The organism is Streptococcus parasalivarius (assembly GCF_054785155.1).
Map to the genome: position 1 here is coordinate 383,813 of NZ_BAABOB010000001.1, position 18,914 is coordinate 402,726.

Annotated in this window: 20 protein-coding genes; 15 read left to right on the forward strand and 5 right to left on the reverse strand. The window is 38.0% G+C overall.

Annotation, left to right across the window (positions count from 1 at the left end; genetic code table 11):
- Window positions 1-98 precede the first annotated feature (98 nt).
- From ACYVQ1_RS01940 to htpX, 3 genes are all read left to right on the forward strand, one after another.
- Entirely contained in the window at window positions 99-1,100 is a 1,002-nt protein-coding gene (locus ACYVQ1_RS01940) for a DNA/RNA non-specific endonuclease (RefSeq protein WP_461249647.1), read from the forward strand.
- A 149-nt stretch (window positions 1,101-1,249) separates the two neighbouring features.
- The gene (locus tag ACYVQ1_RS01945; RefSeq protein ID WP_037600435.1) at window positions 1,250-1,810 is read left to right on the forward strand and encodes a LemA family protein; all 561 of its coding nucleotides are present in this window, start codon (window positions 1,250-1,252) and stop codon (window positions 1,808-1,810) included.
- A 1-nt stretch (window position 1,811) separates the two neighbouring features.
- Window positions 1,812-2,711, forward strand: coding sequence for a zinc metalloprotease HtpX (gene htpX, locus ACYVQ1_RS01950; RefSeq protein ID WP_002890638.1), 900 nt, complete (start codon window positions 1,812-1,814; stop codon window positions 2,709-2,711).
- Window positions 2,712-2,761: 50 nt separating this feature from the next.
- Here the strand turns inward: htpX and ACYVQ1_RS01955 are convergent, their stop codons facing one another.
- From ACYVQ1_RS01955 to ACYVQ1_RS01970, 4 genes are all read right to left on the reverse strand, one after another.
- Window positions 2,762-3,409 carry a metal-dependent transcriptional regulator gene (locus tag ACYVQ1_RS01955; RefSeq protein ID WP_461249648.1) on the reverse strand — a complete coding sequence of 216 codons (648 nt, stop codon included), beginning with the start codon at window positions 3,407-3,409 and terminating at the stop codon, window positions 2,762-2,764.
- A gap of 79 nt (window positions 3,410-3,488) precedes the next feature.
- Window positions 3,489-4,415: a metal ABC transporter substrate-binding lipoprotein gene (locus tag ACYVQ1_RS01960; RefSeq protein WP_461249649.1), complete on the reverse strand. Its 927-nt coding sequence runs from the start codon at window positions 4,413-4,415 to the stop codon at window positions 3,489-3,491.
- 19 nt (window positions 4,416-4,434) lie between these two features.
- Entirely contained in the window at window positions 4,435-5,274 is an 840-nt protein-coding gene (locus ACYVQ1_RS01965; RefSeq protein WP_461249650.1) for a metal ABC transporter permease subunit, read from the reverse strand.
- Window positions 5,264-5,992, reverse strand: coding sequence for a metal ABC transporter ATP-binding protein (locus ACYVQ1_RS01970; RefSeq protein WP_461249651.1), 729 nt, complete (start codon window positions 5,990-5,992; stop codon window positions 5,264-5,266). The genes ACYVQ1_RS01965 and ACYVQ1_RS01970 overlap by 11 nt, the downstream gene beginning before the upstream one ends.
- Window positions 5,993-6,280: 288 nt before the next feature.
- Between ACYVQ1_RS01970 and ACYVQ1_RS01975 the strand changes: the two genes are divergently transcribed.
- From ACYVQ1_RS01975 to ACYVQ1_RS02000, 6 genes are all read left to right on the forward strand, one after another.
- Entirely contained in the window at window positions 6,281-6,754 is a 474-nt protein-coding gene (locus tag ACYVQ1_RS01975; RefSeq protein WP_073950591.1) for a hypothetical protein, read from the forward strand.
- Window positions 6,751-7,146, forward strand: coding sequence for a DUF4430 domain-containing protein (locus ACYVQ1_RS01980; RefSeq protein ID WP_461249652.1), 396 nt, complete (start codon window positions 6,751-6,753; stop codon window positions 7,144-7,146). Before ACYVQ1_RS01975 ends, ACYVQ1_RS01980 begins: the two co-directional genes overlap by 4 nt.
- Before the next feature lie 174 nt (window positions 7,147-7,320).
- Window positions 7,321-10,143, forward strand: a complete 2,823-nt coding sequence (ppc, locus tag ACYVQ1_RS01985; protein WP_461249653.1) for a phosphoenolpyruvate carboxylase — start codon at window positions 7,321-7,323, stop codon at window positions 10,141-10,143.
- A 67-nt stretch (window positions 10,144-10,210) separates the two neighbouring features.
- Window positions 10,211-11,245 (forward strand): DNA polymerase III subunit delta, encoded by a 1,035-nt coding sequence (gene holA / locus ACYVQ1_RS01990; RefSeq protein ID WP_461249654.1) that lies wholly within the window; start codon window positions 10,211-10,213, stop codon window positions 11,243-11,245.
- A gap of 95 nt (window positions 11,246-11,340) precedes the next feature.
- Window positions 11,341-11,946 carry a superoxide dismutase SodA gene (gene sodA / locus ACYVQ1_RS01995; protein WP_417164744.1) on the forward strand — a complete coding sequence of 202 codons (606 nt, stop codon included), beginning with the start codon at window positions 11,341-11,343 and terminating at the stop codon, window positions 11,944-11,946.
- Window positions 11,947-12,043: 97 nt separating this feature from the next.
- Window positions 12,044-13,435, forward strand: a complete 1,392-nt coding sequence (locus ACYVQ1_RS02000; RefSeq protein ID WP_461249655.1) for a serine hydrolase — start codon at window positions 12,044-12,046, stop codon at window positions 13,433-13,435.
- 29 nt (window positions 13,436-13,464) lie between these two features.
- On the opposite strand, the gene ACYVQ1_RS02005 is transcribed toward ACYVQ1_RS02000, so the two are convergent.
- The gene (locus ACYVQ1_RS02005; RefSeq protein WP_461249656.1) at window positions 13,465-14,121 is read right to left on the reverse strand and encodes a prepilin peptidase; all 657 of its coding nucleotides are present in this window, start codon (window positions 14,119-14,121) and stop codon (window positions 13,465-13,467) included.
- Window positions 14,122-14,230: 109 nt separating this feature from the next.
- Here ACYVQ1_RS02005 and ACYVQ1_RS02010 point away from each other — a divergent pair, with 109 nt between their 5' ends.
- The 6 genes from ACYVQ1_RS02010 to ACYVQ1_RS02035 all read left to right on the forward strand — a co-directional run bounded on the left by ACYVQ1_RS02010 (window position 14,231) and on the right by ACYVQ1_RS02035 (window position 18,836).
- Window positions 14,231-14,752: a Dps family protein gene (locus ACYVQ1_RS02010; RefSeq protein WP_461249657.1), complete on the forward strand. Its 522-nt coding sequence runs from the start codon at window positions 14,231-14,233 to the stop codon at window positions 14,750-14,752.
- A gap of 88 nt (window positions 14,753-14,840) precedes the next feature.
- On the forward strand, window positions 14,841-15,278 hold the full coding sequence (locus ACYVQ1_RS02015; RefSeq protein WP_314676629.1) for a Fur family transcriptional regulator: 438 nt from the start codon (window positions 14,841-14,843) through the stop codon (window positions 15,276-15,278).
- A 110-nt stretch (window positions 15,279-15,388) separates the two neighbouring features.
- A complete protein-coding gene (locus ACYVQ1_RS02020) occupies window positions 15,389-15,595 on the forward strand; it encodes a YqgQ family protein (RefSeq protein ID WP_002890657.1) in 207 nt (68 codons plus the stop codon).
- Window positions 15,588-16,556, forward strand: a complete 969-nt coding sequence (locus tag ACYVQ1_RS02025) for an ROK family glucokinase (RefSeq protein ID WP_037600464.1) — start codon at window positions 15,588-15,590, stop codon at window positions 16,554-16,556. Before ACYVQ1_RS02020 ends, ACYVQ1_RS02025 begins: the two co-directional genes overlap by 8 nt.
- A gap of 140 nt (window positions 16,557-16,696) precedes the next feature.
- Entirely contained in the window at window positions 16,697-18,547 is a 1,851-nt protein-coding gene (gene typA, locus ACYVQ1_RS02030; RefSeq protein ID WP_002884130.1) for a translational GTPase TypA, read from the forward strand.
- A 19-nt stretch (window positions 18,548-18,566) separates the two neighbouring features.
- Window positions 18,567-18,836, forward strand: a complete 270-nt coding sequence (locus ACYVQ1_RS02035; protein WP_461249658.1) for a DUF3165 family protein — start codon at window positions 18,567-18,569, stop codon at window positions 18,834-18,836.
- Window positions 18,837-18,914: the final 78 nt, after the last annotated feature.

Here is an 18,914-nt window from a genome sequence, read left to right on the forward strand (position 1 = left end):
GTTCTAAGATGGCTAATATCATTATTCTTTATTTTTAATCATCCACTTTGATATAGTCCTGTATAATTAAAGTGATAAAAAATTAAGGAGTGAAGATAATGAAAGAAAAAAGAAATAGTAGGATTCGTTTATTTGCCCTTCTTGTTCTAGTATTTACTTTAGGTTTCGGATTTTCAGTAGATACTAGCAAACAATCGTTGACTGTAAGCTCTCAAGTAGCTCAAGCGGATGAGAACAATGGTATATTAGCTTTTAATGGTCAAAAGCAGTTTGTCATGGAGGAAAAGGACCAGTTAGGACGCGCCCACAGTGCTCATATACAGTTACAAGATAAGGACGAGCCAAAGAATAAACGCCCCGGTAAAATAAAATATGATCCTGTAGGATGGCATAACTATAAGTTTTATTATGGTGATGGTAAATCAAAATCTTGGTTAATGAATCGAGGACATTTGATTGGCTATCAGTTTTCTGGTGTCAATGACGAGGGTAAAAATTTAGTACCTATGACTGCCTGGTTGAACTCTGGAAATTATAAAGGAACCGACGAAGGTAATCAGTCAGGCATGCTTTATTACGAGAATCGCTTGGATAACTGGCTGGCACTCCACCCTAACTATTGGTTAGATTATAAGGTAACAGCTATCTACAGTGGAGACGAGTTGTTGCCTCGTCAAGTGGAACTTCAGTATGTTGGTATCGATAGTTCTGGAAACCTCTTGGAAATTAAACTTGGTGGAGATAAGGAGACTCTTGACAGTCAGGGAGTTACGCATGTTATCTTGGATAACCAATCACCAAATGCAGAAATCAATTATGCAGATGGGACAGCAACAAATACGGTAACTGAATTTACTGAAGCACCATCTGAGCCTAGTTCTGAGAGTTCACAGGTGACTGAACAACCAAGTTCTGAACCAGAGCCTGTGCAACCTATACAAGAAGAGAATAGAACAGTTTATGTGGCGCGTCATGGAACAGCAGATGTTTATTGGTATGACATCAATAGTATGCCTAGCAACACCAACAAAGCAAATGTCGTTACTATGACAGAAGCAGATGCCCTAGCCCAAGGCAAACGACACACGTCTAAAGAGTAATAAAAAAAGCTGGACAAGATGTCCAGTTTTTTTGTAAAACGGCTCACATTTTACCACTTTTATCTGAAAATTTGATATACTGAGACTATCAAAATACTTGTAAGAGAAGTCGTACCGACTCTTTTTAAGTATAAGAAAGGAAACTAAATATGATTTGGATTATTATTGCCATTATTGTTGTTCTTGTGATTTTTGTTATTACAAGTTATAACGGCTTGGTTAAAAGCCGTATGCAAACCAAGGAGGCATGGAGTCAAATTGATGTTCAATTGAAACGTCGTAATGATCTCCTTCCTAACTTGATTGAAACTGTTAAGGGATATGCAAAATATGAGGGTTCAACGCTTGAAAAAGTAGCAGAACTTCGTAATCAAGTAGCAGCTGCGACTTCTCCTGCAGAAGCGATGCGTGCCAGTGATGAATTGACTCGTCAGGTTTCTGGAATCTTTGCCGTAGCTGAAAGTTACCCTGATCTTAAGGCTAGTGCCAACTTCAGCCAACTTCAAGAAGAGTTGACGAACACTGAAAATAAAATTGCCTATTCACGTCAACTTTATAACAGTGTGACAAGTAACTACAATGTGAAATTGGAAACATTCCCAAGCAATGTTATTGCTAAGATGTTTAGCTTTAAGGCTGCTGAATTCCTTGAAACACCAGAAGAAGAAAAAGCTGTGCCTAAGGTTGATTTCAGTGGACTAGGTAACTAATATGTTATTTGATCAAATTGCTCGAAATAAGAGAAAGACTTGGCTTTTGCTCCTGGTCTTTTTCCTCTTGTTGGGCCTTGTTGGCTACGGTGTCGGCTATCTTTGGTTAGGTTCAGGCTTTGGTGGTCTGATTCTTGCCTTAGTTATTGGTTTTATCTATGCCGTTACCATGATTTTCCAATCAACCAATGTCGTTATGGCTATGAATGGTGCACGAGAGGTTGACGAACAAACCGCTCCGAACCTTTATCATGTTGTTGAGGATATGGCTATGGTGGCACAAATACCGATGCCACGTGTCTTTATTGTCGATGATCCTTCAATGAATGCTTTTGCAACGGGATCTAGCCCTAAAAATGCTGCTGTAGCTGCTACAACAGGTCTTCTTGCGGTTATGAATCGTGAGGAACTTGAAGGGGTTATCGGACATGAAGTGAGTCATATTCGCAACTACGATATCCGAATCTCTACCATAGCAGTTGCCTTGGCATCTGCCATTACCATGCTAGCTGGGATGGCTCGTAATATGATGTTCTGGGGTGGAGGCCGTCGTAGAAATGATGATGACCGTAATGGAAGTAGCGGTTTGGAAATTATTCTTCTCATTATTTCTTTGATTGCCATTATTCTGGCGCCTTTGGCAGCTACCTTGGTTCAGTTGGCTATTTCACGCCAGCGTGAATTTTTAGCCGATGCTTCTAGCGTCGAATTGACACGTAACCCACAAGGTATGATTAATGCTCTGCTCAAACTTGATAATAGTGCGCCAATGCAACATCACGTGGATGATGCTAGCGCAGCCCTCTTTATCAATGACCCTAAAAAAGAATCTGGTTTGCAGAAGCTCTTTTATACTCACCCACCAATTTCAGAACGGGTGGAACGCTTGAAACAAATGTAAAAAAAGTGAGACTGATGACACTTCTAAGTGTGTTCATCAGCCTCGCTTTTTTAGTTTGCTTCAATATAAAGATTGCCAGCAATGGCTTCTGGGATTTGGATGTCCCTTCCATCAATATGAAGTCGGTAGAGTTGTGTGAAAGGGTCAAAGCCTTCAAAGGTAAAAGGTGTTCCAATTTTAAGACCGACAGTCTTCAAATAATGGAGTAGATCAATTTGATCTTGAACTCGACGAAGGACATATTCTCCAGGAGCAAGGTCTTGTGTAAAAGTCTGGTTGTAGATTTCCTCTATGAGCTGACCTGATTTAGGAATCTGCCCACCGTGTGGACAGGTTTGAGGATAATTGAGTAGGCGGTCAAGCGCATCGATGAAGTGATTAGAGACAGTATGCTCTAAAATTTCTGCCTCTTGATGAATTTGATCGCAAGTGTATTGCAAGTGGTCCACCAAAAAGACTTCGATGAGGCGATGTTTCCGATAGAGTTCAGCGACATTGATTTTACCAGTTTTCGTTAGAAGATAGCCCTTGGCTTTATCTTTGATGATGAGGTCTTCTGAAATCAATTTCTTAATCATTTCTGTCACAGCAGGTGGAGACACCTGCATGCGGTTCGCAATTTCCTTATTACTAATTTTGCCTTCTTCAGTACCAATCTCATAGATACATTTGAGGTAGTCTTCTTTATTAGGTGTCATGTCTGTTCCTTTGAAAATAGTCTCATCTTAGTATAACAGATTTATCAGAAGAATACAGAACATATCTTAGATAAGATTTTTACTGATTCAAGCCTTGAGTGATTTTATCCAGATTATATTTCATCATGTTGTAGTAGCTATCACCGTTTTGCCCTTTTTCAGCAATAGAATCTGTAAAGATTTTTGCATAAATAGGAATATTGGTATCCTTAGATACTGTTTTCATAGGGCGTTCATCGACACTAGATTCGACAAAGAGAGCTGGTACCTTTGTTTGACGTAGTTTTTCCACGAGTGTTTTGATTTGGTCTGGTGTGCCTTCTTCTTCTGTATTGATTTCCCAGATGTAGGCAGATGGTACGCCATAGGCTTTTGAGAAGTATTTGAAGCATCCTTCACTAGTGACAATCAGTTTTTTCTCATCTGGAATCTTGTTAAATGTCTCTTTAGCTTCTTGGTCCAGTTTACTAAGTTTGTCAGTATAAGCTTCTAGATTCTTTTCGTAGTAGGTCTTGTTTTTAGGGTCCTTAGCAATCAGTTGCTTGGCAATATTTTGAGCATAGATAATCCCATTTTCCAGATTAAGCCAAGCGTGGGGATCTTCCTTACCTTTTTCTGATTGACCTTCAAGGTAAATTACCTCAACACCATCACTAACTGCAAAATAATCTTTATTTTCTGTCTTATGAGCATTCTTGACTAACTTAGTAAACCAAGCATTCCCACCAGTTTCTAAATTGATACCGTTATAAAAAATCAAGTCAGCTTGTGATGTCTTCTTAACATCATCAGGAAGAGGTTCGTATTCGTGAGGGTCCTTACCAACGGGGACAATACTGTGGAGTTTGATTTTATCTCCAGCAATATTTTTGGTGATATCGGCAATAATGGAATTAGTCGTAACAACTCGTAATTTATCCTTGCTACTGCCTTGTTTATTGGTACACGCTGCTAAAACAACTACCGCTAAAAGTAATAGTGCTATTGTTGATAGTATTTTTTTCATATTATTTTCATCCTATTTTTTATTGTTTAGAAGTTTTATTCATGCCACTTTGTTTTGGGGCGATGAAAAAGCTGATGAGAAAGAGTAGAGCAGACGTTAATACAATGCTCGAACCAGCTGCAATATTAAAACTATAGCCGATAAAAAGACCTAGAACAGATGCCAGAGCCCCCAATCCTGATGAGAGAAGAATCATTGTTTTTAGGCTATGAGCATAAAGGTAGGCAGTGGCAGCCGGTGTAATTAAAAGTGCCACAATAAGAATAGTACCAACACTCTGCATGGCAGTTACAGAAACCAAAGTTAGAATAACCATAAGTAAGTAGTGGTAGAAGGTGACCTTAACTCCCATAGACTTGGCCAAAATTGGATCAAAGGATGTTAGGAGTAGAGGGCGAAAGAAGATTGTAATAGTTGCTAGTACGAGAAGTGAAACGATAATCGTTATCCACATATCCATGTCTTGTACAGCTAGAATATTCCCGAAGAGAATATGAAAGAGATCTGTGGAACTATTAGCAACACCGATGAGAATAATACCGAGAGCTAGAAAACTCGAAAAGGTAATCCCAATTGCCGTGTCACTCTTAATAATGGAATTGCTTTTGATATAGGTAATCATTGTAGAAGCTAAAAGTCCAAAGATGATGGCTCCTATGAAAAAATTAATACCTAAGATAAAGGAAATAGCTACGCCAGGTAAAACCGCATGTGAAATCGCATCACCCATAAGCGACAGGCCTCTTAGAATAATAAAACAACCAACAGCCCCTCCGACAATTCCAATAACTAAAGCCGTTATAAGCGCGTTCTGTAAGAAGTGGAAATTTAGCAAACCATCAATAAATTCAGAAAACATTTGCATCTCCTTTATAAAATAAACTGTTACCGTAGGTTTTACGGAGATTATCCTCATTAAAAATAAGATTAGTAGGCCCGCTAGCAATCAATTTCCGATTGAGAAGGATGACTTGGTCAAAATAATGAGGGACCTTACTCAAATCATGGTGAACGATGAGAATAAGCTTGCCTTGTTTCCTAAGTTCTCTCAAGGTGTCCATGATAATATCTTCACTAACGGAATCAATCCCAACGAAGGGCTCATCCAATAGGAGGATATCTGCCTCTTGTAGAAGACAACGAGCGATTAGAACACGTTGAAATTGGCCTCCTGATAATTGGCTTATCTGGCGATGGGCCAGATCATTTAGCCCGAGTAGTGTTAAAGCATCTGTGACTTTAGATAAATCACTTTTAGATAGACGTTTAAAGAACTTGGTTTTGGGATAGAGTCCTAAAGAGATGCACTCTTTGACAGTAATCGGAAAGTTAAAATCAATATCAGCCTTCTGTGCAACATAGGAAATACGATTCAATTGCTGACGGATAGGTTGTTTATTGAAAAGGATTTTTCCAGAGTGAGGAATAATACCAATTAATGCTTTAATTAGAGTTGATTTACCAGCACCATTTGGTCCAATAATCCCAGTAATACTAGGTCCCTCCAAGTTTAAGGTGATATTATCCAAAGCTAATGTCTGTTGATAAGACACATTAATATTTTCAATTTGAATCATTAGCTGCCTCCTTAAGTTTAATATACTTTAAAATAACAATTAAGTCAAGTTAACTTATGAATTTAACTTAACTTAATTATTTAGTGTTATCAAGATGACAGAGGATAGCGAATGAGAGTACATTTTATATTAACTAGTCTAACCAATCAGACTGTTTGATACTTGTGAGGGGGTGAAAAAGAACAATATTTTCTAAAATTTGTACGATCTTACTCTGTATTTCAAGAAATCTTTAGTTTTTATTTTGAAAAACTAGTCATATTTCCTTATTTCTGGCATAATAGATGTATGAAACTAACGATTCAACGAATGGCTCGGATAGCCATTCTGTCAGCTCTGGCAGTAGGATTGCGATCAGCATTTATAGGATTGCCAAATATTCAGCCTATTACAGCTATGTTTTTTGTGGCTGTTCTTTATTTGGGTTTGGTTGATGGTCTATTGATTATGGCTTTAACCATGTCCATCTCAGGATTCATCTTTGGTTTTGGTCCTTGGGTCTTTAATCAGATTCTGGCCTTCGGCGTCTTGATGTCTCTTTGGAGTTTGATTGCACCTAGGTTGTCACTTGTTTGGCAGATTGCTTTGGTAACTCTCTTGTCCTTTCTCTATGGGGTTCTCATGGATTACAGCTATGGCCTCCTATTTAAAAGTGGGATTACCTTTGTTATTTCTGGTCTACTTTACGACACCTATCATGCTGTATCGACGCTTCTATTCTATCCATTCATCCAGTCTATTTTTAGGAGGTTTTTGAAATGAAAAAATTAGCGACATATATTTTTCTTGCTTTATCACTTGTTACTCTAGCAGCTTGTGGAAAAAATGAGGCAGCTAAACTTACTAGCAGCACAAATAATCATCAGTCTAAGGTTCAAGGTCAAGTGACTTTGATTTTGAAAACAGATAAGGAAAGTAAGAAAAAATCAGTAGAAATCCAAAAAGGTGATACGGTCCTTGATGTTTTAGAAGAAATATATCCTGTTCAAGAAAATGATGGTTTTATTACCGAAATTGATGGTATTTCTCAAGACAAGGATAAGGGGATCTATTGGATGTTTGATGTCAATGGTAAACTTGGTGAAAAAGCAGCCAACCAGCTTAAGGTTGAAGATGGCGATGAAATCAAATTCTATCAAGAAAAGTATAATTAAGATTCTGAACTCTGTTTCAGAGTCTTTTTTAATAAAGTTCGGAAATAGCCTTGAAAATTTATTTGAAAAAGTCGGAAAATTGCAAAATAACTGACGATTTAAAGGAAAATGGTTTACTTTTGTTTTAAAAGTGATATGATAAGAGGGTACTACATAAAGTAAGGAGAATAAGGTTTGGCTTTTAACAAATTGGAAAGCAGTAACAATCAGGAAATCATCTCTGAAGAAGTTGGTATCTTGAAAGAATTGTTGGATGATGCAACACGAGGCATGGCTGGAGAGCAAGGTCTCACAACTATCCAACATTTGGTTGAACTTTATGATGAAGGTGACTATGTGGCCCTTACACAAGCCATTTCAGAAATGACAAATGACGATATGGTCGTTGCATCACGTTATTTCTCTTTGTTACCTCTTTTGATTAATATCTCTGAAGACGTGGATTTGGCTTATGAAGTCAACCACAAGAACAATATTGATGAATCTTATCTAGGTAAGTTGTCTGAAACCTTTGATGTTGTCGCTGAAAGTGAAAATGCACGTGACATTCTTGAACATGTCAATGTCGTGCCAGTATTGACAGCCCACCCAACTCAGGTTCAACGTAAAACCATGCTTGAATTGACTAACCACATTCACGAACTTCTCCGTAAGCATCGTGATGTTAAGGCTGGTCTTATCAACAAGGATAAATGGTATGCAGATTTGCGTCGTTATGTAGAAATCATGATGCAAACAGATATCATTCGTGAGAAAAAACTTAAGGTTAAAAACGAAATCACTAACGTTATGGAGTATTATAACTCCTCATTGATTAAGGCGATTACGAACTTATCGCATGAATTCAAACGTTTAGCGGTTGAAAAAGGTATCAAACTTGACAATCCAACACCTATTACTATGGGAATGTGGATTGGTGGTGACCGTGACGGGAACCCATTTGTAACAGCAGAAACTCTTAAACTTTCTGCAACAGTACAAAGTGAAGTTATCCTCAATTACTATATCGAAAAAGTTGATAATCTTTACCGTTCATTCTCCCTCTCATCACGCTTGACTGAGGTTTCAGATACAGTAGCAGAGATGGCGAAACATTCTCCGGATACATCTGTTTATCGTGAAAATGAACCTTACCGTCGTGCTTTTAGTTACATCCAGTCTAAGTTGATTCAGACACTTCTTTTCTTTAAAGAAGGAAACTTTAGCAAGGAAAGAGTTGCTAAACGTCTTTCTGAAAATGTGCGTCTAGGCTCAGCTTCAACGGGTGAAGTAGTAGCTGATTACGTGCAACAACGTCTCAGCCAAAGTCTTCAAGCTGTCTCACAACAAACGACTGAATTTTATGAAACAGCTGAGGATTTCCATGATGATCTTTTGGCAATCAAAAATTCACTTCTTGAAAACGACGATGCTGTCTTAATTTCAGGTGATTTTGAAGAGCTTCTCCAAGCTGTAGAAGTCTTTGGTTTCTATCTTGCTACAATCGATATGCGTCAGGATTCAAGCGTTCATGAAACTTGTGTGGCAGAATTGCTTAAGTCTGCTAATATTGTTGATAACTATAGTGAATTGACTGAGGTTGAAAAGGTTGCGGTTCTTCTCAAAGAATTGCAAGAAGATCCTCGTACTTTGTCATCAACTAATGTGCCTAAGTCAGAAATTCTTGAAAAAGAATTGGCAATCTTCCGTACAGCTCGTCTCTTGAAAGACTATATTGGTGAAGATGTCATCAAACAACATATTATCTCTCACACTGAGAGCGTTTCAGATATGTTTGAGTTGGCTATCCTTCTTAAAGAAGTTGGCTTGGTTGATACAGAACGTGCGCGTGTCCAAATCGTTCCACTTTTTGAAACTATCGAAGACTTGGAAAACTCTAATGATATCATGAAACAATACCTTGGTTATGATATCGTTAAACGTTGGATTAAGAATAGCAATAACTACCAAGAAATCATGTTGGGTTACTCAGACTCTAACAAAGATGGTGGTTACTTGTCTTCAGGTTGGACGCTTTACAAAGCTCAAAACGAATTGACTAAGATTGGTGAAGAGCGTGGTATTAAGATTACCTTCTTCCATGGTCGTGGTGGTACTGTTGGTCGTGGTGGTGGCCCATCATACGATGCCATTACGTCTCAACCGTTTGGTACCATTAAAGATCGTATCCGTTTGACTGAACAAGGTGAGGTTATCGGTAATAAATATGGTAATAAGGATGCTGCCTACTACAATCTTGAAATGCTTGTTTCAGCTGCCCTTGACCGTATGGTAACACGTCAAATTGCAGATCCAGATGAATTGATTGATTTCCGTGAAATGATGGATGGTATCGTTCAAGATTCTAATGTTATCTATCGCAATCTTGTCTTTGGAAACGAACATTTCTATGATTACTTCTTTGAAGCAAGCCCTATTAAAGAAGTCTCAAGTTTGAATATCGGTTCTCGTCCAGCGGCTCGTAAGACTATTACTGAGATTTCTGGTCTGCGTGCGATTCCTTGGGTATTCTCATGGTCACAAAACCGTATCATGTTCCCAGGTTGGTATGGTGTGGGTTCTGCCTTTAATCGCTTTATCCAAGCTGAAGAAGGCAACCTCGAGAAACTTCAACATATGTTTGAAACATGGCCATTCTTCCGTTCACTTTTGTCAAACGTAGACATGGTGCTTTCAAAATCAGATATGAATATCGCCTTCCACTATGCACAATTGGCAGAAAGTGAAGAAGTTCGTAGTGTCTTCAATATTATTTTGGATGAGTGGCAGTTGACTAAAGATGTCATTCTTGCGATTGAAAAACATGATGGCTTCCTAGATGAGAGTCCGTCACTTAAAGCAAGTTTGGACTTCCGTTTGCCATACTTCAATGTCTTGAACTACATCCAAATTGAATTGATTAAACGTCTTCGTAACAATGATTTGACCGATGACGAAATTAGCCTTATTCACATTACCATCAATGGTATTGCAACAGGTCTTCGTAACTCTGGTTAATCAAGTAAAGTTCATCACTTTAGTGGTGGGCTTTTTGTTATGGTGAAAATTCTGTTATAATAAAACCATGATTGCTATGGAAACGATTGAAAAGCTGTCCAAAGCAAAGCTCCCCATGATAACGGTCTTGGCGGGCGAGGATTTAGGACAGTATAGTCAGGCTAAAGAAAAATTTTTAAAACAAATTGGTTTTGATCCTAGTGACTTGACCTATTCTTATTTTGATATGTCTGAGACTGATTATCAAGATGCTGAGCTCGATTTAGAAAGTATGCCTTTTTTTGCAGATGAGAAGGTGGTCATTTTTGATCATTTCGCAGATATGACTACTGCTAAAAAGTCATATCTGGATGAGAAAGAGTTGAAGCGTCTTGAAAATTATCTTGAGTCTCCTGTTGAAACAACTCGTCTTGTCTTAATGTCTGCAGGAAAGCTAGATGGAAAGCGTCGTTTAGTCAAACTTCTCAAACGTGATGCCATGGTGCTTGAAGCTAGTCCTTTAAAAGATGCAGAACTTAGAACCTATTTTCAAAAGCAGGCGCATCAAGAGGGGCTTACTTTTGATACAGGAGTTTTTGAGGAACTTTTAATCAAGTCAAATTTTGATTTTTCAGATGTTCAAAAAAACTTAGCTTTTCTAAAGGGATATAAAACTGAAGGGAATATCTCATCACAGGACATTGCTGAGGCTATTCCGAAAAGTTTGCAAGATAACATTTTTGATATGACGCAACTTCTTATACGAGGACAGATTCAGAGCGTTCGTGAATTGGTTCATGATTTACGGCTACAGGGTGAAGATGAGATTAAGTTGATTGCTGTTATGTTGGGACAGTTTCGTACCTATTTACAGGTTAAACTTTTATCTGCTCAAGGTAAAAGTGAGCAGCAAATTGTTTCAAGTCTCTCAGATTATCTAGGGCGTAAAGTTAATCAGTTTCAGGTTCGTTTTGCACTGAGAGATAGCCGTCCCTTATCAGTAGCATTCTTAAAGATGACGATTAAGATTTTAGTAGAGACAGATTACCAGATAAAAACAGGAACTTTAGATAAAGACTACTTGTTTGATTTAGCACTTTTAAAAATTGTATCAAACCGCTAGAGGTTTAGAGTTTTCTATGATTTTGTAAGCAAAATTTTTGAAAGCTCTACCACTTTGCGGTAAAATGAAGAAAAAATGAAAAGAGGACCTTTACTATGGCAATTATTCTTCCAGACCTTCCTTACGCATATGATGCTTTGGAACCATACATTGATGCTGAAACAATGACTCTTCACCACGATAAACACCATGCAACTTATGTAGCAAATGCTAATGCTGCTCTTGAAAAACACCCAGAAATTGGTGAAGACCTTGAAGCACTTTTGGCTGATGTGGAACAAATCCCAGCTGATATTCGTCAAGCACTTATTAATAATGGTGGTGGACACCTTAACCACGCACTTTTCTGGGAACTTTTGTCTCCTGAAAAACAAGAACCAACTGCTGAAGTAGTAGCTGCTATTAACGAAGCTTTCGGATCATTTGAAGCCTTCCAAGAAGCTTTCACAGCAGCAGCAACAACTCGTTTTGGTTCAGGTTGGGCGTGGCTTGTTGTTAACGATGAAGGTAAACTTGAAGTTGTTTCAACTGCTAACCAAGACACTCCTATCTCAGACGGTAAGAAACCAATCTTGGCGCTTGATGTTTGGGAGCATGCTTACTACCTAAACTACCGTAACGTACGTCCAAACTACATCAAAGCTTTCTTTGAAATCATTAACTGGAATAAAGTTGCTGAGCTTTATGCAGCAGCTAAATAAGTTTAAAATTATCCTCACTGTTGGGGATAATTTTTTTGTAATATGATTGTAAAATCTCCTTGCTTTTTAGTGAATTATAGCTTAAACTATTATTGTTATGAAAAAAAAGAAAAAACATTCAAGCAAGAAGTACAGTGGAAGTCGCCGAAAAACTAAAGATAAAAAGAAAGATTCGGTAAAACAAGACCTTCAACAAGACGTCAAGAAAGACACTAAAGATACTAAAAAAGATGTCAAAAAAGGCGCTAAAAAGACCAACAAAAAAGAAGCGAAAAAAGATACAAAAAAGGTTTCTAAAAAATCAGCAGACAAAAAAGTAGCTGAAAAAACAGTAGTACCAGTTGAGCACAAGGAAAAAGAAACAAAAACTGAAACCTTGCCACTTAGAAGTAGACGCTCTAAGAAATCTAAATTAAAATCATCTCGTGATGATAAAAAAGCATATCTTATCTTAGCCTTCCTAGGTGTTCTGGTAATACTTTTGTTTGTTGCCATGCTTGCTTTAGCAGGACGTGGGAAACAAGCTGGTCACACTGGTAGCCTTGGAAATATCTTCGGCTCTAGTTCTAAAGTCACTAAAAAAGAAGACAAAGAAAAAGAGGAAAAGGTAACTCCAACTAATAAATCAGCCGAAGCTAAACAAGCAGTCATGGAAGCAGATGCAGATACCATGTATGGTAATGGATTGTATTATGATTATGCTAACATGACATTGAACCAAGTGGTTGAAGCTTTTATGGCTGACCAAGGTATCGAGTCTAGCCAAATTGCCTTTTCATATAAAAATACCAAGACAAATGAGCAATTCTCTATGAATGATACTCAGCCAATGACTGCAGGATCAACTTATAAATTGCCACTAAACATGCTTGTCATGGATGAGGTTAATAAAGGAAAACTTTCTTTAACTGAACGTTTTGATATTACTAATACTGAGTATGAGTATCAAGGCGAACATGATAATTATGTTGCTGCTTTCGGTGGTTCAATGACTATTCCAGAAATGCAAGAGTATTCTCTTGTTTACTCTGAGAATACTCCAGCCTATGCTTTGGCGGAACGCCTTGGTGGTATGGAAAAATTCTATGGCATGCTTGATAAATATGGTAAATCAAAAGGTGAAGTGAAAACTATCCAAATGCATGGTAATAAGACAACGACGGATTATTACATCCAAGTTTTGGATTACCTTTGGAAACACCAAGATAATTACAAAGATATTCTCCACTACATTGGTGAGTCATTCCCTAATGAGTACTATAAGACATATCTTCCTAATCTGACAATTTATCAAAAACCAGGTTATGTCCGTGAAGCACTTAACGTTGATGCTATCGTTATGGAAGATACACCTTATATGGTTGCAATCTATACACGTTACCTTGGTGGATCAACTGAAAATTCAGATGAAATCAGCGGTTGGGGTCTCCAACAATTAGGAATGCTCTCTTATGTTATTAATGAGTGGCACCGTGTTAATATGAACTAATAAAGAAAGCCGAGTTTATCGGCTTTTTTCTATACAATTGAATAAAAGGTAAGAAGTACAATCCCTAGAAAAAGAAATGGGACAAATGCGATACATTCCTTAAGATTTCTTCGTATAAGGAAGTACGCTAGCCCTAATAGGCACGCAAGCTCGATAGTTAGAAGTATTTTTGAAAATGGGAAAATAAGTGAGGCACTTGCTAAGTAGAGAAAATCACCTTCCCCAATATTTAGATGTTTTATAAAAGAAAGGAAAGCGAGGATTATCCCTATAGCAAATGTGAGGTAATAGTTGCCCATGAATAGGAGTGGGACTGTTCCAACTATCCAGATCAGAAGTGGATAGGATTTCTGTTTCAAATCAAAAATAGATAAACAAAGGCTGAAGTAAAGAAAGTAGGTTACTTTAAGACTTAAAAAGTCATAGAAATATAGAAGACATATTACCCCACAAAATAGTTCCATAAAGAGGTAACGAAAAGGGATAGGAGACTGACATGAACGACATCGAGATCTTAAGAAAAGTTGTGAGAGGATAGGAATTATCTCGGAAAAACGCAACTGATGTTTGCAATGGCTACAGTGACTACTAGGAAAAATAATCGAGTTCTCAGGAAAACGATCACAAACTAGTCCGATAAATGAGCCTAAAGAGGCTCCTAGAAAAAAATAAATAATGCTTAACATACCTAATTATTCGAAAAAGAATGAGAAAAAGCATTTCACTTGCATATTATTTAGAAATATTCTAAAATAAAAGTGTAAATAATAGTAATTCTAAATAAGGAGAATTAATATGGTAGATTCAATTAAAGAAACAATCAATGAAACAGTTAACCAACAAGCTGAAACTCCAACAAATACAAAAACTAAAGCAGTTTTGAATCAAGCAGTTGCTGATTTGTCTGTAGCAGCTTCAATTGTTCACCAAGTTCATTGGTATATGCGTGGTCCTGGTTTCCTCTATCTTCATCCAAAAATGGATGAATTGATGGATAGTTTGAATGCTCATCTTGATGTTATTAGTGAACGTTTGATTACCATTGGTGGTGAACCTTACTCAACTTTGGTAGAGTTTTCATCTAATTCAGGTTTGACTGAAACTACTGGTACATTTGATAAATCAATGTCTGATCAAATTCAGTTATTGGTTGATACATATAAATACTTGTCTGTCTTGTTCCAAGTTGGTTTGGATATCACAGATGAAGAAGGAGATGCTCCTTCAAATGATATCTTTACAGCAGCAAAATCAGAAATTGATAAGACAATCTGGATGTTGACTGCAGAACTTGGACAAGCACCAGGCTTGAAATAATCAAATTTTGAGTTAAGATGATTGTCAAGAGTTCCTCTAAAAGTGTATAATAGACACAAAATACTTTTAGAAGAAGGGAGGCGGCGATATGTCTGAGCATCGACGTAGTCTAGGCGTTTATGAAGATGTCCTGAATCAGTTAAAAGCTAAAGGAATTCGATTGACCGAATCTCGTAAAGCTGTTATCCGCTATTTGATGATGTCTGATCAACATCCTAGCGCTGATGTGATATATTATGACCTTCTCCCTGATAATCCGGGCATGAGTTTAGCGACGGTCTATAACAACTTGAAAGTGTTGGTTGAAGAAGGGATTGTCTCTGAAATTAAGGTTAATAATGATAATACAACCTATTATGATTTTATGGGACATGACCACTTAAACATTGTTTGTGAAAAATGTGGTCAAATTACTGATTTAGACTTACCGATCCCGTCTTTCAAAGAAGAGGTAGAATCGCAAACAGGATTTCGCATCACTCGTGAGCAGATGATTTTGCATGGCATTTGTCCGAATTGTCAATAGATAAGAGCTTAAGTCAAATAGACTTGGGCTTTTTTTCTAATTAAATGATAATCTGAAAAGGTTTTCAAATTCATCTTGTCATGCCTTAAGCTTTTTGCTAAAATATTTCTATGAAAACATTATATGACGTTCAACAGTTGTTGAAGCAGTTTGGTATAGTAGTTTACTTGGGTAAAAGGCTCTATGATATCGAGATGATGAAGATTGAATTAGAAGCCCTCTACCAGAATGGTTTAGTGGACAAGGACAACTATCTTACTGCTGAAATGATTTTACGACGTGAACATCGCATTGAAATGGAGAAAGAAAATGGCTAAAAAACTCTTAGGAATTGACCTTGGTGGAACAACTGTTAAGTTTGGTATTTTGACTTCGGAAGGTGAAGTGCAAGAAAAATGGGCTATTGAGACAAATACGCTTGAAAATGGTCGCCACATCGTTCCTAACATTGTAGAATCTTTGAAACACCGTTTGGAAATGTATGGACTTACTGCTGAAGACTTCATTGGAATTGGTATGGGATCTCCAGGTGCAGTTGACCGTGAAAATAAAACAGTAACGGGTGCTTTTAACTTGAACTGGGCAGAAACTCAAGAAGTTGGCTCTGTCATTGAAAAAGAACTTGGTATTCCATTCGCTATTGATAATGATGCTAATGTGGCTGCACTGGGGGAACGTTGGGTTGGTGCTGGTGCTAACAATCCAGATGTTGTCTTTGTAACATTGGGTACAGGTGTTGGTGGCGGTGTTATCGCTGATGGTAATTTAATTCATGGTGTTGCCGGTGCTGGTGGTGAAATTGGTCACATTATTGTTGAACCTGAAACAGGATTTGAATGTACATGCGGAAACAAGGGGTGTTTGGAAACTGTAGCTTCAGCAACAGGTGTTGTACGTTTAGCACGTCATTTGGCAGAAGGATACGAAGGAAACTCTTCTATTAAAGCTGCTGTAGATAATGGTGAGCAAGTGACAAGTAAAGATATCTTCGTAGCTGCTGCTGAAGGTGATAAGTTTGCTAATAGCATTGTTGATAAAGTCTCTCAATACCTCGGACTTGCAACAGCAAACATTTCAAACATTCTTAACCCAGATTCAGTTGTAATCGGTGGTGGTGTTTCAGCAGCTGGTGAATTCTTGCGTAGCCGTGTTGAAGGATACTTTACACGTTATGCATTCCCACAAGTTCGCCGTACAACAAAAGTGAAATTAGCAGAGCTTGGAAATGATGCTGGTATTATTGGAGCTGCTAGTCTTGCACTTACAATTGATAACTAATGACAGAAGGTGTGTCTGACCAATTATAGGTGGACAGCACCTTTTTCTTGTTGAAAAACGTTTACAATCAACTGAGCTCTGCCATTTTGTTGAAAATGTGGTATACTTTAAAAGTTGAAATAAAAATTAAAGAGGAAAAAATGACTAAACTTAGAGAAGATATCCGTAACGTAGCCATCATTGCCCACGTTGACCACGGTAAAACAACACTTGTTGATGAATTGTTGAAACAATCACACACTCTTGATGAGCGTAAAGAGCTTGATGAGCGTGCAATGGACTCAAACGATCTTGAAAAAGAACGTGGAATTACAATTCTTGCCAAAAATACAGCCGTTGCTTATAACGGTACACGTATCAACATCATGGATACACCAGGTCACGCGGACTTCGGTGGAGAAGTTGAACGTATCATGAAAATGGTTGATGGGGTTGTCCTTGTTGTCGATGCCTACGAAGGTACAATGCCTCAAACACGTTTTGTGCTGAAAAAAGCGCTTGAGCAAAACTTGACACCTATCGTTGTTGTTAACAAGATTGATAAACCATCAGCACGTCCGGAAGAAGTTGTTGATGAGGTTCTTGAACTCTTCATCGAGCTTGGTGCCGATGATGATCAGTTGGAATTCCCAGTTGTGTATGCGTCAGCGATTAACGGTACATCATCATTGTCAGATAACCCTGCTGATCAAGAGCACACTATGGCTCCAATCTTTGACACTATTATTGATCACATCCCAGCTCCTGTAGATAACTCAGATGAGCCTCTTCAATTCCAAGTGTCGCTTCTTGACTACAATGATTTTGTTGGTCGTATCGGTATTGGACGTATCTTCCGTGGAACTGTAAAAGTTGGTGACCAAGTTACCCTTTCAAAACTTGACGGAACAACAAAGAACTTCCGTGTTACTAAACTTTTCGGTTTCTTTGGTTTGGAACGTCGTGAAATTGAAGAAGCAAAAGCTGGCGATTTGATTGCCATCTCAGGTATGGAAGACATCTTCGTTGGTGAAACAATTACACCAACTGATGCTGTTGAACCATTGCCAGTTCTTCGTATTGACGAACCAACACTTCAAATGACTTTCTTGGCGAATAACTCACCATTTGCCGGCCGTGAAGGTAAACACGTGACATCACGTAAGGTTGAAGAGCGTCTTTTGGCAGAGTTGCAAACAGACGTTTCTCTTCGTGTTGATCCAACTGATTCTCCAGATAAATGGACTGTATCAGGTCGTGGTGAATTGCACTTGTCTATCCTTATTGAAACAATGCGTCGTGAAGGATACGAACTTCAAGTGTCTCGTCCAGAAGTTATCATCAAAGAAATTGATGGCGTGAAATGTGAGCCATTTGAACGTGTTCAAATTGATACTCCAGAAGAGTACCAAGGTTCTATCATCCAAGCCCTTTCAGAACGTAAAGGTGACATGCTTGATATGCAAATGGTTGGTAACGGTCAAACTCGCCTTATCTTCCTTGTACCAGCTCGTGGACTTATCGGATTCTCTACGGAATTCTTGTCTATGACACGTGGTTACGGTATCATGAACCATACCTTCGACCAATACTTGCCAGTTGTTGCTGGTGAAATTGGTGGACGTCACCGTGGTGCCCTCGTTTCTATCGATACAGGTAAAGCGACAACTTACTCAATTATGCGTATTGAAGAACGTGGTACAATCTTTGTTAACCCAGGTACTGAAGTTTATGAAGGTATGATTGTTGGTGAAAATGCTCGTGAAAATGACCTTGGTGTCAATATCACTACAGCAAAACAAATGACAAACGTGCGTTCAGCAACTAAGGACCAAACGGCTGTTATCAAGACTCCACGTATCTTAACTCTTGAAGAATCACTTGAATTCTTGGATGATGATGAATACATGGAAGTAACGCCTGAATCTATCCGCTTGCGTAAACAAATTTTGAATAAAGCAGAGCGTGATAAAGCCAATAAACGTAAGAAAAAAGCAGCAGAAGCTGAATAATATATAGAGAGGAGAAGAGATGTTTTATCTGATTGTTGCTGTATTGATTGCATCATTCTATTTCTTTATTGCACCAAAGTCGGTAAAAAACACCATGAATCTTCTCTTTGTCATGGCTACCTTAGCATTGCTCCTACTTTTGGCAGTGCTATCAATCATTAAATTCTTCAGCCTACCTGGTGAGTTCTTTGTTACAGTTGGAATGCTTGTATTGAGCTATTTCACCTTGAAAGATTTTTTCGCCATGTCGGAGCTTAATCATGAAAAAGTTGAACATGAAGATAAATAAGTAGCGTGAGATTAAAAGTCAGTCTGATAGATTGGCTTTTTCTTTTACCAAGAAGAGGTAACTCCTTGAAATAGCTTG